The sequence below is a fragment of the Bradyrhizobium sp. CSA112 genome, from assembly GCF_029051645.1.
GTDB lineage: Bacteria > Pseudomonadota > Alphaproteobacteria > Rhizobiales > Xanthobacteraceae > Bradyrhizobium.
Map to the genome: position 1 here is coordinate 36,355 of NZ_JAACFS010000020.1, position 14,299 is coordinate 50,653.

At 64.2% G+C, this 14,299-nt stretch carries 11 protein-coding genes; 6 read left to right on the forward strand and 5 right to left on the reverse strand.

Translation table 11 applies throughout. The features are described from left to right. Positions 1 to 83 precede the first annotated feature (83 nt). Both GWE18_RS26845 and mfd read left to right on the forward strand, forming a co-directional pair. A complete protein-coding gene (locus tag GWE18_RS26845; RefSeq protein WP_275188697.1) occupies positions 84 to 374 on the forward strand; it encodes a succinate dehydrogenase assembly factor 2 in 291 nt (96 codons plus the stop codon). Continuing rightward, entirely contained in the window at positions 371 to 3,889 is a 3,519-nt protein-coding gene (gene mfd / locus GWE18_RS26850; protein WP_275188698.1) for a transcription-repair coupling factor, read from the forward strand. Before GWE18_RS26845 ends, mfd begins: the two co-directional genes overlap by 4 nt. A gap of 176 nt (positions 3,890 to 4,065) precedes the next feature. Here the strand turns inward: mfd and GWE18_RS26855 are convergent, their stop codons facing one another. The 3 genes from GWE18_RS26855 to GWE18_RS26865 form a co-directional block, all read right to left on the reverse strand. After that, a complete protein-coding gene (locus tag GWE18_RS26855) occupies positions 4,066 to 5,322 on the reverse strand; it encodes a GGDEF domain-containing protein (protein WP_275188699.1) in 1,257 nt (418 codons plus the stop codon). A gap of 91 nt (positions 5,323 to 5,413) precedes the next feature. Then, a complete protein-coding gene (locus GWE18_RS26860; protein ID WP_275188700.1) occupies positions 5,414 to 6,919 on the reverse strand; it encodes a class I adenylate-forming enzyme family protein in 1,506 nt (501 codons plus the stop codon). A gap of 42 nt (positions 6,920 to 6,961) precedes the next feature. Next, on the reverse strand, positions 6,962 to 8,788 hold the full coding sequence (locus GWE18_RS26865; protein WP_275188773.1) for an extracellular solute-binding protein: 1,827 nt from the start codon (positions 8,786 to 8,788) through the stop codon (positions 6,962 to 6,964). Positions 8,789 to 9,049: 261 nt separating this feature from the next. Between GWE18_RS26865 and GWE18_RS26870 the strand changes: the two genes are divergently transcribed. After that, positions 9,050 to 9,865 carry an invasion associated locus B family protein gene (locus GWE18_RS26870; protein WP_275188774.1) on the forward strand — a complete coding sequence of 272 codons (816 nt, stop codon included), beginning with the start codon at positions 9,050 to 9,052 and terminating at the stop codon, positions 9,863 to 9,865. Between the two features lie 70 nt (positions 9,866 to 9,935). On the opposite strand, the gene hspQ is transcribed toward GWE18_RS26870, so the two are convergent. Continuing rightward, positions 9,936 to 10,268 carry a heat shock protein HspQ gene (gene hspQ / locus GWE18_RS26875; protein ID WP_057852594.1) on the reverse strand — a complete coding sequence of 111 codons (333 nt, stop codon included), beginning with the start codon at positions 10,266 to 10,268 and terminating at the stop codon, positions 9,936 to 9,938. 123 nt (positions 10,269 to 10,391) lie between these two features. Between hspQ and GWE18_RS26880 the strand changes: the two genes are divergently transcribed. Continuing rightward, positions 10,392 to 11,345: an AEC family transporter gene (locus tag GWE18_RS26880; protein ID WP_275188701.1), complete on the forward strand. Its 954-nt coding sequence runs from the start codon at positions 10,392 to 10,394 to the stop codon at positions 11,343 to 11,345. Positions 11,346 to 11,432: 87 nt separating this feature from the next. Here GWE18_RS26880 and GWE18_RS26885 read toward each other — a convergent pair whose 3' ends face one another. Continuing rightward, complete coding sequence (locus GWE18_RS26885) at positions 11,433 to 12,623, reverse strand: UbiH/UbiF family hydroxylase (RefSeq protein ID WP_275188702.1); 1,191 nt, start codon at positions 12,621 to 12,623, stop codon at positions 11,433 to 11,435. 134 nt (positions 12,624 to 12,757) lie between these two features. On the opposite strand from GWE18_RS26885, the gene pcsA reads away from it, so the two are divergent. Both pcsA and GWE18_RS26895 read left to right on the forward strand, forming a co-directional pair. After that, a complete protein-coding gene (gene pcsA / locus GWE18_RS26890) occupies positions 12,758 to 13,492 on the forward strand; it encodes a phosphatidylcholine synthase (protein ID WP_342804300.1) in 735 nt (244 codons plus the stop codon). Then, positions 13,489 to 14,226, forward strand: a complete 738-nt coding sequence (locus tag GWE18_RS26895) for a TerC family protein (RefSeq protein WP_275188704.1) — start codon at positions 13,489 to 13,491, stop codon at positions 14,224 to 14,226. Before pcsA ends, GWE18_RS26895 begins: the two co-directional genes overlap by 4 nt. Positions 14,227 to 14,299 lie beyond the last annotated feature (73 nt).

Sequence of the window (14,299 nt, forward strand, 5' to 3'; positions counted from 1 at the left end):
AGGGCTGACATTGGCGATCCCGACCGCTATATCAACCCCGCCCGGCACGTCCGGGCTTTTGGCGTTCGAATGTGGATGAGATTATGACGGGTACGACACGGTCAAGCGGCGGCCTCGACGACCGCCGCAAGCGGCTTTTATTCCGCTGCTGGCATCGCGGCACCCGCGAAATGGACCTCATCCTTGGCCGCTTTGCGGATGCCGAGATATCCGGCATGCGCGATGACGAACTGGCCGACCTCGAGCGCCTCATCGAGGTACCCGATCCCGACCTCTATGCCGCGCTGACCGGCGACACGCCGCTCGATCCGGAGTATGCGGGCGCCCTGTTCGACCGTATCAAGGCGTTTCGCGCGGTGGATCACGACGCATGAAGGCGCCAGTCAAATCGCCCGCTGCATTGCTGGCTCCTGGTCGCGCGCTGACCTTTGCCAATGTCGCCGAGGGCGCGGAAGGGCTTGTCATCTCGGACCTCGCGCGTGCGGTCGCGGCCCGGCCGAAACCGTCCGCCGTGAGCCTTGCCGTCGTTTGCCGCGACGGTCCGCGCATGCAGCAGCTTGCACGGGCGCTGGAGTTCTTCGCGCCTGATTTGCCCGTGATGCAATTTCCGGCCTGGGACTGCCAGCCCTATGATCGGGTGTCGCCGCATGGCGGCATCCTGGCGCAGCGCCTGACCACGCTGGCGCGGCTGTCGCGCCTGCAGGGCAGCGACAAGCCTCTGATCGTGCTCACCACCGTCAACGCCGTCGTGCAGCGCGTGCCGGCGCGCGAGGTGGTGGCGGCGCAGGCGCTGTCCGTCGCGCCCGGCCATGTCGTGCCGATGGATTCGATCGTCGCCTGGCTGGAGCACAATGGCTACAACCGCTCCTCGACGGTGCGCGAGCCCGGCGAATATGCCGTGCGCGGCGGCATCCTCGATCTGTTTCCGGCCGGCCTCGATCAGCCGGTGCGGTTCGACTTCTTCGGCGACTCCCTGGAATCGATCCGGACGTTTGACGCGGAAACCCAGCGGACGCTGCTCGACATGCGCGCGCTCGATCTGGTTCCGATCTCGGAATTCCAGCTCGTCACCGAAACGATCCGCCGCTTTCGCATGGGCTATGTCGCAACCTTCGGCGCTCCTGAGCGCGACGACCCGCTCTATGAGGCCGTCAGCGAAGGCCGCCGCCATCCCGGCATGGAGCATTGGCTGCCGCTGTTCCAGGAGCGGATGGATACGCTGTTCGACTACCTCGACGGTGCGCCGGTCGCGATCGAGCCGCAGAGCGAGGACGCCGCGCGCGAACGCTTCAAGCAGATTGCAGACTATTACGAGGCAAGGCGCGAGGCGCTTGAGCATCCGGGCTCCGGGGCGATCTACAAGCCGCTGCCGCCGGACCGGCTCTATCTGACGGAAACGGAGTGGACGACGCGGCTGAGCGACGCGGCTGTTGCGCGGCTCACGCCGTTTGCGGTGCCCGATGGTGCTGCGGACGTATTCGACGCCGGGGCGCGGCAGGGCCGCAATTTCACGCCCGAGCGCGCCGATACTTCGATTAACGTGTTCGAAGCCGTGGTGGCGCATGTGCTGGCCTTGCAGGCGCAGCGCAAGAAGGTGGTGATCGCGCTATGGAGCGAAGGCTCTCGTGACCGCATGAGCAGCATGCTCAGGGATCACAAGCTCGCCAATCTCACCAGCGTCAACACGTGGCGTACAGTGCAGGCGACGCCGCGCAACGAGGCGATGCTGGCGGTTGTCGGCATGGAGAGCGGTTTCGAAACCGACGAATTCGCCGTCATCAGCGAGCAGGATATTCTCGGCGACCGCCTGGTGCGGCCGCGCAAATCGAGTCGCAAGCTCGACAACTTCATCTCGGAAGTCACGAGCCTTTCGACCGGCGATCTCGTGGTACATGTCGAGCACGGCATCGGGCGCTTTGTCGGGTTGCAGACGATCGAGGTCGGCGGCGCGCCGCATGACTGTCTCGAACTGCATTATGCCGCCGAAACAAAGCTGTTCCTCCCGGTCGAGAACATCGAACTGCTGTCACGCTACGGCTCCGATCACGCCAATGTCGAACTCGACAGGTTGGGCGGCGGTGGCTGGCAGGCGCGCAAGGCCAAGCTGAAGAACCGCATCCGCGAGATTGCCGGCGAACTGATCAAGATCGCGGCCGCGCGTCATCTGCACGAAGCGCCGAAAATGCCGGTGCAGCCGCATGTCTATGACGAGTTCTGCGCGCGCTTCCCCTATGAGGAAACCGAGGACCAGTTAGGCGCCATCACCTCGACGTTAAAGGACCTCGAAAGCGGCCGGCCGATGGACCGGCTGATCTGCGGCGACGTCGGCTTCGGCAAGACCGAGGTGGCGCTGCGCGCGGCGTTTGCCGTCGCGCTCGAAGGCAAGCAGGTTGCGGTCGTGGTGCCGACGACGCTACTCGCGCGGCAGCACAGCAGGAACTTTGCCGAACGCTTCCGTGGCTTCCCGGTCAATGTCGCGCAGGCCTCGCGCCTGATCCCGGCAAAAGAGCTGACGCAGGTCAAAAAGGGGCTGACGGAAGGCAATGTTGACATCGTGGTCGGCACCCATGCGCTGCTCGGCAAGTCGATCAAGTTCCGCGACCTCGGCCTTTTGATCGTCGACGAGGAGCAGCATTTCGGCGTCAGCCACAAGGAACGGCTGAAGCAGTTGCGGGCGCAGGTGCATGTGTTGACACTGAGCGCCACGCCGATTCCGCGGACGCTGCAGCTCGCGTTGACCGGCGTGCGGGACCTCTCCATCATTGCCTCGCCTCCGGTCGACCGCCTGGCCGTGCGCACCTTCGTGGCCCCGCATGATCCCTTGATGATCCGCGAGGCGCTGCTGCGCGAGCGCTACCGCGGCGGACAGGCGTTCTACGTCGTGCCGCGGATCGAGGACCTCGCCGGCGTCAAGGACTTCCTCGACAAGAACGTGCCGGAGATGAAGGTCGCGGTCGCCCATGGACAGATGGCGCCGACCATGATCGAAGACATCATGTCGGCATTTTACGACGGCAAGTACGACATCCTGCTCTCGACCACGATCATCGAGTCCGGCCTCGATATCCCGACCGCCAATACGCTGATCGTGCACCGCGCCGATATGTTCGGTCTGGCGCAGCTCTACCAGTTGCGCGGCCGGGTCGGGCGCTCGAAGCTGCGGGCGTATGCGCTGTTCACGCTGCCGGCGCAGCAGAAGATCACAGCCCAGGCCGAGCGGCGCTTGAAGGTGCTGCAGTCGCTGGAAACGCTGGGGGCCGGCTTCCAGCTCGCTTCGCACGACCTCGACATTCGCGGCGCCGGCAATCTGCTCGGCGAGGAGCAATCCGGCCACATCAAGGAAGTCGGCTTCGAGCTCTATCAATCGATGCTGGAGGAGGCGATCCTCAACCTCAAGGCCGGCGTGGCGGAGCCTGCCGCCGACCGCTGGTCGCCGCAGATCACCATCGGCATGCCGGTGCTGATCCCCGAGGATTACGTCAACGACCTTGCGGTGCGGCTGTCGCTGTACCGGCGGCTCGCCGATCTCGAGACCGACGACGAGATCGACAATTTCGCCGCCGAGATGCGCGACCGCTTCGGTGTGCTGCCGGACGAGGTTCGCTACCTGTTCAAGGTCGCGGCCATCAAGGCCTATTGCCGCAGAGCCAATGTCGAGAAGGTCGACGCCGGGCCGAAGGGCGCGGTGATCTCGTTCCGCGACAACAGCTTTGCCCAGCCGGATCGTCTCGTCGCGTTCATCCGCCAGCATGGCCAGGCCGCGAAGGTCCGGCCGGACATGAAGGTGGTATTCCTGCAGGTATGGAAGACGCCGGAAGAGCGGTTGATGGGCACGACCGAGATCATGCGCCAGCTCGCCAATCTCGCGGAGAGCAAGAAGGCGGCGTAGGCGCGCGGCCTCTCCCCGTCATTGCCTGCGACAAACGCGAAGCGTTTGCGCAGGGGAGCGAAGGAACCGTAGGGTGGGCAAAGCGAAGCGTGCCCACCATTCTCGCCGGAGTGCGCATTATGGTGGGCACGGCGCAGTGCGCCTTTGCCCACCCTACGGACTGGTGTGGCGAACTTTCACGACGCCGCCCGCTGCGCTTCTTCCTGCAGTCGCGACCGCAATGACTTTGCGGAATCCTGCGGCAGCAACGTTGCGACCGTAACCACCGGCTCCGATCGCGCGTCGCGCTTGCCGTGGCTGGTATGGCGCATCACGCTCGACAGCCGGCGCGCGATGCTGTGGGCCGTTTTGAGATCGGTCTCGGCAAAGACGACGACGACCGAGCCGTCTTGCTGGGCGACGCCGAAATCCATTTGCCGCATCAGGCGGCTGATGATCCGCGCGCCGTCGAATTGCGCGCGGGGATGTTCGGAATCGAACGCAAAGCGCGCGACCGACAATCCGCCGCCGCGTTGCTGGGTATGGTAGATGGCGCTGGCAAAGTCGCGCTCAAAGGCTTCCGGGGTGAGCAGGCCGGTCCGCGCGTCGATCAAGCCATCGGCGTCGATCGCCTTCAGCGTGCGACTCAGATGTGCTTCGAAGGCGTGCTGGCGGATCAGCGGCAGCGCAGTCGCTGCCACTTGGGCGGCATCACCGGCGATGATCTCGAGGTTCGGCAGATCGTAGGCCGGCGCCAGATCGCCGCCCGTCACCACGATGGGAAGATTGCGGAAGCGGGCGTCCTCGGTCAGCACGGTGAGGAAGGCGTCGATCACGCGCAGGCTGAAGCCTTCGCCCAGCACGATGCCGTCGATGTCTCTGACGTTGAGGTGCTTCGCGGCCGCCTCGATGGAGAGCGCGCCGACCACGCCGGTGCGCTCGCCAAGCGCAACCGAGAGCGTGGGATAGGCGCCGCCGCGGCCGACCAGCAGCACGGTGGCGTCGTGCGCTGGATCGATATGCGATAACGCCATCGGTGCTGACGGCACCAGCCGGCGCATGACCGTTGCATGCAACGAACGCACGCGTAGCGCTGCATTCAGGCGGGCGACCAGCCGGTTGGTGCCGCCTTGAGTTTGTGAGACTTGAGTTTGTGAGACTTGGTTCTGAAAGAAGGGAATGACGTTGTCCGGAAACGGGAGCTGCGGGTCTACCGCGATCAGCGGCAGATAGGGCTGGCGCGCCGCGACCCGCGCTGCCAGCTCCGCCAGTCCGGCTTCATCGGTGCCGGTGGTTGCAGCCAACACGGCAGCCGGCTGCACCTGCTCGACCGCGCGCGCGGCGGCCGTCCACTCGGTCTCGACCACCGGAAACAGCCCCGCGACGTCAAGCGTGGCGGCAAAGGACGGCCGTCTCGCGGTCGACACGATGAGGATCGGGCCTTGCTGGGACATATTTTTAGAACTCGGATCAAGCGCGCATCTGGAGCCGTGATCCTAGTTTGCGGCGCTTAATGCGGCGTCAACGCCGGCTGGCCGGAGGCTCTCAGGCGGCGCTGCTCCGATCGCGAAATGCTTCTATCATCAACGGGTTAAGGCCGAGTTCTGTCAACGCATCTCGGGCCCGGGCGTTGTCGAGGGCGCGGCCGGCGAGCCGGTGGCCGCTGAGCCGGTCAGGCAGCGCGGTTAGCAGCGCGCCCTGGCCAAGCCGCCGCGCCCACTCCTGCAGGTCCTGCGCCAGGAACCGGTAGCCGCCGACGGCCATCACGCCGGACGGCGGCGCGGTGATGTTGATCGCGCCGGTCACGCGGTCGAGCCGCGCTCCGTAATCCGTATCGACGTAGTCGCGCGGCGGCGACGCAATCGGGGCGTCGCTCGGCGGTGGCGGCGGTGCATAGGCCGCGACCGGCACCATCGGTCCGCGCAATCCGAGCGTGCCGCGTGGTGTCAGCAGGACCTCGCCTGCGATCGACGATCCCGGCAATTCACGTGGTGCGCCATGGGGGCCGGGCTTGATCACGGCCGGCGAGCCGTCCTCGGCGATTCGGCGCGCGCCAAACAATCCGGCCTCGCCGAACAGATAGACATCCGTCAGCGTCGCCTGTTGCGCGGCCCAGCATGCGCTGGAGCCGACCTGTTCCGGCGTGCGCCACAGGCCGATGACATTGCGCAGGCTCGGCATCCGCGCGGCGAGATCCAACTCGTCCAGCCGCAACGCCAGTTGCGCCGGGGTAATCAGCGTGTCGCAGCGATGTTCGTTGATCTGCTGTTCCAGCACTTCCTCGTCGAACGGATGGTGCAGCACCAGTGTTCCGCCCGACAGCAACCAGACCGCCAGCGAGGAGGTGAGGCCGGCAAACGACATCGGCGAGAAGGCCGACAGGACGGTTGCGCCCTGCGGCACGTCGCTTTCGAGCGATATCGCCAGGCCGCCGGCAATCAGGCCGAGGTGGGCACGCGGGACCGGCCGGAAGCCGTCCGAAGTGACGTCGAAGGAGATCAGCGCCGCCTTGCGGCCGTCCTGGATCACGGGGCGCGTGGTCGGGGATTCCCGGAAGATGGCGTTGTCGAGCGAGGCCATGCCCTCGGGCAGCTCGCTGCCGAAGCCGCAGACATGGCGGATCGAGAACGCTTCGGAGGCGGCGTTCATGGCGATATCCGAATAGATCACGCCGTCGACCTTGCCCGAGGTCACGATCGCCCGCGCGGCCGTGCGGTTGAGCGCCATGGTCAATTCCGACTGCCGCCAGAGCAGTGGCAACACCGCGACGACCAGCCCGGCGCGGAAGGCGGCGAGCACGGTGAGCGCGAATTCGACGGTGTTCGGCAGTTGAACCGCGATCACGGAATTGGACGGCAAGCCGGATTCGATGAAGTGCGCGGCCAACGACGAAATCATGCGGTCGGCCTGCGCGAAGGTGAGACGCTTCGGCGGCTGGCCGGTCACGCGCGGCTTGTTGGGGGCATCGACCAGCGCCAGTGCATCCGGCTGTCGTGCCAGGTTCCGTTTAAACAACGTATCGAGCGTTGGCGAAGCGGTGGGCTGGGTCACGGCGTTACTTCGGTTCTGTCACGGGGGGATCGTTTGGCGGGTTCACTTCATTTCCGGCTTCTGCCACCAGGTTTCCGGTAGGTAGCCCGTCAACGCGGTCGCTGCAGGTTGTTCTATCCGATTCCATCGCGCAATCCATTGCTCCTGCACGTTAAAGACGGGGATAGCGTAGAAGCCCGACATCAGGGCGCGATCGAGCGCCCGCACTGCGGACACGAAGGCCGGGCGCTCGCGCGCCTCGAGCAGCGCCGCAATCAGGACGTCGATGGCGGGCTCCTTGGCCCCCATGTAATTTCGCGTGCCGGGAATGTCGGCGGCCTCGCTGCCCCAGTAGAAGGATTGCTCGTTGCCGGGGGACAGCGACTGATCCCAGCGATTCTGCAGCATGTCGAACTCGTAACCGAGCCGGCGCTGGTCAAACTGCACAGGATCGACCGCACGAACGCTGGCCTCGATCCCGGCGCGCTTGAGGTCGCGCTGATAGGCCAGCGCGATCCGCTCCTGGTCACGCGTCGTCACCAGGATTTCGAAGGCGAGCGGTGTTCTGGTCGAACGCTGCCGCAGCACGGTTCCATCGAGATCGTAGCCGGCTTCCGACAATAATTTCAGTGCACTGCGCAAGGTCGTGCGATCGCGGCCCGAACCGTCGGTGAGGGGCAGGCGGTAACTGCCGTCGAGGATATCGGGGCGGATGCGCTCGGCGAACGGCTTCAGGAGTTCGCGTTCGCGCTCGTCGGCAGGGCGGGCATAGGCGGACAATTCGGATCCTGCGAAGAAGCCCGCCGCGCGCGCATAGAGTCCGAAAAAGTAATTGCGGTTGATCCACTCGAAATCGAACAGCAGCGTCAGCGCCTGCCGCACCCGGATGTCTGAAAACACCGGACGCCGCGTGTTGAACACCAGGAATTCCGACGGTTGCGGCATTCCGGGCTTGATGGTGTCGCGGATCACTTCACCGCTGCGGGCCGCCGGAAAATCGTAGCCGTCGTGCCAGCGCAGTGGTTCGTGCTCGACGCGAAAATCATAGAGGCTGCGCTTGAACGCCTCGAACTGGCCGTTGGACTCGCGATAGAAGTCGAGCCTGATCTCGTCGAAATTCCACAACCCGCGGTTCACCGGGAGGTCGCGGCCCCAGTATTCGGGATTGCGGGTCAGCGTGACGCTGGCGCCTGGCTTGACGGCGGTGACGCGATAGGGGCCGGAGCCGATCGGTCCGCTCATCGTGGTTTCCTCGAACGTCGCGGGATCGATCGCATGCCGCGGCAAGACCGGCATCAGGCCGAGGATCAGCGGCAGTTCCCGGTCGTTAGCGCCGCCGAAATCGAACCGCACGGTGAGCGGATCGGGCGCCTCGGCCTTTTCGACCTTGGAATAATACTGGCGGTGATTGGGGCGGCCCTTGTCGCGCAGCAAGGTCCAGGAAAACAGGACATCCTCTGCCGTGACCGGCTTGCCGTCGGCGAAGCGCGCCCTGGGGTCGAGGTGGAAGGTGACGTAGCTGCGCGCGTCGTCGGTCTCGACGCTTTTGGCCAGCAAGCCATAGAGCGTGAAAGCCTCGTCATTGCCGCGCGCCATCAGGCTCTCGACTACAAATCCCCTGATCTGCTGAACGGCGAGGCCACGGACGATCAGGGGATTGAGGCTGTCGAAGGTTCCCAGAATGCCCCAGACCAGCCGCCCGCCCTTCGGCGCATCGGGATTGGCGTAGGGCATATGCGTGAAACCGGCGGGAAGGGCCGGGGTGCCGTGCATTGCCAAAGCGTGGCTTTCATCCGCCTTCGCCTCACCGACGGGCGCGACCAGCGCCACACCCAGCGCGAGGGCAATGCCGACCAACACACGCAGCCGGATACGCCCGGAGACGGCCATAGGCGGGCAGGAATTTGATTCGGAAATGCGCACGAAGCAAGCTTTACCATAGGCTCCGGCGCCAGCCTGCGAGGAACACCAAAGAACCTTGCCGGCATTGATCTTTTCGTCTGCCGCTGTATTGAAGGCGGGCAGTTGATGACGGCGGGAACGCCTGTCACGTATCCGCCTCAATTGCCAACGAGACAGCCGCCCCAGCGCGGCTTGGTGTCGGTGCCTGTAGCGGTTTCGGGCGCTCCGGTTCAGAAAGGGTTTTCCGCAATGAATTTCGGTATCTTGGCCGGGTCGATCCGGCCGCGTGGGCAGGTTTTGGCCCTGTTGGCGGCCTCGGCATTGTCGGCAACGTTGATCGCTTCGGGCGCGCAGGCCCAGCAGCAGCCTGCGCCGGCTCCTGGGGCCCCCAAAGCCCCGCCCGCCGCTCCGAAAGCGGCTCCGAAGGCTGCTCCCAAGGCTCCGGCCGGCGCTCCGGCCGCGCAAGCCCCGCCGGCTGGCGCTCCCCCGGCCGGCGCCGCTCCGCAGGAACAGCAGGTCCAACTGATCTACGCCCCCTGGACCAAGTTCTGCCTCAAGGGTCAGGAAGCCAACGCCAAGCAGGTGTGCTTCACCGGCAAGGACGGTCGCATCGAGTCGGGCCAGCCGGTCATTGCCGCCGTGATCATCGAGCCGGAAGGCGAGCCGAAGAAGCTCCTGCGCGTGACCCTTCCGCTCGGCATGCAGCTCGTGCACGGAACCCGGATCATCGTCGACAGCAATGCGCCGCAGCAGAGCCCCTACGTGATCTGCTTCCAGAACGGTTGCATGTCCGACTACGAAGCCACCCCTGAGCTGATTGCCAATCTGAAGAAGGGCCAGAATCTGGTTGTTCAGGCTATTAATTCCAACGGCGCGCCGCTGACGCTGCCGCTGCCGCTCGCGGGTGAATTCGCCAAGGCCTACGACGGCCCGCCGACCGATCCGAAGCAGTTCGAGGAAAACCAAAGGAAGTTGCAGGAAGAGCTGCAGAAGCGGGCTGAAGAGCAGCGCAAGAAGCTCGAGCAGCAGGGGGCTGGCGCTGGCGCCAACCCGGCGGCGAAGTAAGCGCTGCGTCGTTCGACAAAACACAAAAGGCGCCCGACCAGGGCGCCTTTTTCGTTGCGGGCAGAGATGGCTAGTTCAGCGATGGATTGCGTGGGCGGTAGCCGCCTGACTTGTCCTTCACGAAAATCTCGGCCACCTGCGAATGCCGGATCGGTTCGCCGGAATCGTCCGGCAGCAGGTTTTGCTCGGAGACATAGGCGACGTATTCGGACTCCGAATTTTCCGCGAGCAGGTGATAGAACGGCTGATCCTTGTGAGGCCGGACCTCCTCAGGGATCGACAACCACCATTCCTCGGTATTGTTGAATTCCGGATCGATATCGAAAACCACGCCGCGGAATGAAAACACCCGGTGGCGGACGATCTGCCCGATCTGAAATTTGGCGGTGCGCGCTTTGATCATGTCCCGTCGAATAGACCATGATTGTGGCCGATGCTAGGGGCAATAGGACTAATTAACCTTTACGTGTGGTGGCCAGATTTGACGCCATGCCCTCGAAATTACTAACGAAAAGACGTTTCCGAGATGGTCGATATCCTCAACCTAGCGCTTCCCTATTTTGGCCTGATCTTCATCGGCTTTGCCTGCGGCAAGACCAGAGGGCTGCCGGAATCAGGCCTCGCCTGGATGAACTTCTTCCTGCTCTATGTTTCTCTGCCGGCGTTGCTGTTCGGCATCATGTCGGAGACCCCATTTTCCGAACTGAACAACCCGCCATTTCTGATCGCGACCACCCTGGCGACCGTAAGCGCGTTCGTGCTTGCGATGGTGACCGGGCGCTTCATCGGCGAACTGTCGCTGCGCAAGGCCACCATGGCCGGCCTTGCCGGCGCTTACGGCAACATCGGCTATATGGGACCTGGGCTGGCGCTCGCGGTGCTCGGCAGCAAGGCGGCGGCGCCGACGGCTTTGATCTTCTGCTGCGACAGCATCTTCCTGTTCTCGATCGTGCCGCTCTTGATCGCGCTAGCCGATCGCAAGCATCCGTCGATGTTGCACGCGGTTGGTATCGCGGCACGGCAGATCGTCATGAACCCGCTGATCATGTCGGCCGTCGCGGGCGCACTTGCGGCGGCGTTGCATATCCAACTGCCGGTCGCGATCGGCAAGACGCTGCTGTTCCTGCAGAACGCCGCCGCGCCGACCGCGCTGTTCGTGCTGGGCGTTACCGTGGCGCTACGCCCGTTCGATCGCGTACCTTGGGAAGTGCCCGGCGTGATAGCAATCAAGCTGCTGGTCCATCCGCTCATCGTGTTCGGATTGATGCTGCTGTTCGGCCCGTTCGCGCAGCCCTGGGCGGCGACCGCCGTCCTGATGGCAGCACTGCCGCCCGCGCTGAACGTGTTCGTGATCGCCCGGCAGAACAACACCTGGATCGAGCCGGCGTCGGTCGCCGTCCTGATCGGAACCTTCGCCTCCGTGGTCACGCTGACCAGCGTGATGTGGTTCATCCAGAGCGGACGGCTGGTGTTTCCGTAAGTGTGGCGCGGAGATACAAAATCGCGAAAACAACCCCATGCAAAGTAGAGTTGGGCCAGGTCGCAGCCCTCACGCTGGCGTCCGGAGCTAGCTTACGCGCTTCCAGGTTGGCGCCAGTCCTTCACGCATGGCGAATCGCCGCAGCGGGCCGAACGAACCAAGAAGGTGCATGCCCGCCGCACGCAGCGATTGCAGGGGCAGGAACGCGCTGAGCAATGAACGGTTGGCGACATCGATGGCAATCAACCGGCTCGCGACGTCGGCGCGGCGGGCGGACTGATAGCGCGCCAGCACCGCCGGCGAGCCCGGATCCTCCCCGAGCGAGATCGCACTGCCCGCGATGTCGGCGATATCAGCCGCATCGCGCAATCCCATGTTGAGGCCCTGCGCGCCGATTGGCGGCACCACATGGGCGGATTCACCGACCAGCGCGACACGATGGCTGGCGAATTGGTCGGGACGCTCGATCGTCAGTGGAAAGACGTTGCGCCCGGCTTCAACCTGGACGCGGCCGAGAATGGAGTGCGACTGCCTTTCCGCAGCCTCCGACAATTCGTCATCGCTGAGCGACATCAGCCGCTCGGCTTCCCTGGTCGCCGAAACCCACACCACGCTGCAGCGGTTGCCAGGCAGGGGAACGAATACGCACGGGCCTTGCGAGGTGTGAAACTCGGTGGAGATGCCGTTGTGCGGCCGCGAATGGGTGATGTTGAAGGTCAGCGCCGATTGATGCAGGGCGCGCCGGCTGATCCCGATTCCGGCCGCCTCGCGGGAAGGCGACTGCCGGCCGTCCGCGCCGATCACCAGTCGCGCGGCCAACTGCTCGCCCTTGCCGGTCCGGAAGGCAACGGCCGCATCCCGCGGGTCGATCGTTGCCGCCTCATCGTCAAATCGGGTCAGGTTCGAAAGCTCGGAGGCGCGTTCTTCGAGCGCAACCATTAACGATCGGTTGTCGATGTTGTAGCCGAACTGTTCGAGACCGATCTCGTCCGAGGAAAACCGCACCTCGGGCGCTCGGATCAGCCGGCCGGTGTCGTCAACAAGTCGCATGGTCCGCAAGGCGGCGGCCTTGTCCCGGCAGCGAGACCAGACGTCCAGACGTTCTAGCAGATCGGTGGAAGCCCCGAGCAGTGCCGTGGTGCGGTTGTCGGCATAGGGGACGCGGCGCGCGAGCAGGGCGGTCTTCGCGCCGGTTGCGGCCAGCGCGATGGCCGCGGTTAACCCCGCCGGCCCGCCGCCGATCACGGCGGCGTCATAAAGTTGCGATGCATCGTTCATACTGGGACAATTGACGTTCGGACCGGCATTTTCAAGCCATCAACTGGCCGAAATGTTTCCGCCCAATCGCGCGGCCGAACGCCGCAAGCGCCGATATGCAAACCGGGGCGATTCCTGATAGCACTGCTCGAGCAATGGACCAGACAACCGAGCCAGTTTCCGTCCCGGCGACCAGCCGAATGCGAACCGCAGCATTCGCCGTACATATCTTCACGGCGATGGGCGCCGGCATCGCGCTGCTTGCAATGCTGGAAGCCGTACGCGAGCACTGGGCCAGCATGTTCGGCTGGCTTGGCGTCGCCCTGATCATCGATGCGATCGACGGTCCGCTGGCGCGAAAACTGGAGGTCGTTCGGTTGCAGCCGAACTGGTCGGGCGAGGTGCTCGATCTCGTCGTCGATTACGTGACCTACGTCTTCGTTCCGGCCTATGCCATCACGGCGAGCGGGATGCTGCTGCCGGTAGCGGCACCAATTCTCGGCATCGGCATTATGGTGTCGGGTGCGCTTTATTTTGCGGACAAGCGCATGAAGGCGTCAGACAATCATTTCCGCGGTTTTCCCGCGCTATGGAACGCCGCGGCGTTTTACTTGTTCTTGTTGCACCTACCGCCTGTGCTTTCCAGCCTTGGCATTGCAGCCCTGATCGCGCTGACATTCGCGCCGTTTCATGTGTTGCATCCGATCCGGGTGGTGCGTCTGCGCTGGCTGACCCTGTGGCTGATGGCCATCGGAGCCGTGCTCGCGATCTACACGCTCATCTGCGATTTCAACGTGGGCGCGCCCGTCGTCGCCGCGCTTTGCGCCATTGGCGCGTACGTAATAGGAAGCGACGCCGTGATCCGGCAAATCAAGTCGTTCAGGGCATGATGGAATTATTGACGAGCCCGGAAGCCTGGGCGGCGCTGTTGACATTGACGGCGCTGGAAATCGTGCTCGGCATCGACAATGTCATTTTCATCTCCGTGATCGTCTCGCGCATCCCGGCGGCGCAGGCCAAACGCGCGCGTCAAATTGGCTTGCTGCTGGCGCTGGTGTTCCGCATCCTGCTGCTGACCCTGCTGGTGTGGCTGATCGGCCTGACGGAGCCCGTCATCACGATAAGGAATGTCGAACTGTCCTGGCGGGACATCATCCTGATTGCCGGCGGAGCCTTCCTGATCGCGAAGGCGACGCATGAAATTCATGGCGAGGTCGAGGCGAGCGATAGCGAGCTCGATGCCGAACCCAGGACCAGCGCATTCTTCTGGGTGATCGTGCAGATCATCATCATCGACATCGTGTTCTCCCTGGACTCGATCATCACCGCGATCGGTATGGCGCAGGATCTGGAGATCATGATCGCCGCCGTGGTGATCGCATGCGTCGTCATGTACGTCTCGTCGGGTCCGGTGGCCCGGTTCGTGGCCAATCACCCGACCACCAAGATGCTGGCATTGGCATTCCTGGTGCTGATCGGCGTGGCGCTGGTGGCGGACGGATTCCAATTCCATATCCCGCGCGGCTACATCTATTTTGCCATGTTGTTCGCGGCCGCGGTCGAAATGTTCAATGTGCTCGCCAGGCGTAACCGCAAGAAGGCCGCCAGGATAGCCGGCAGGTGAGTTGACAACCGCCCGGCGATGGCTTTCGTTTCGCCTTTCAGGTTGGGCGTTCCAGGAAATACCGAGGGAGAGA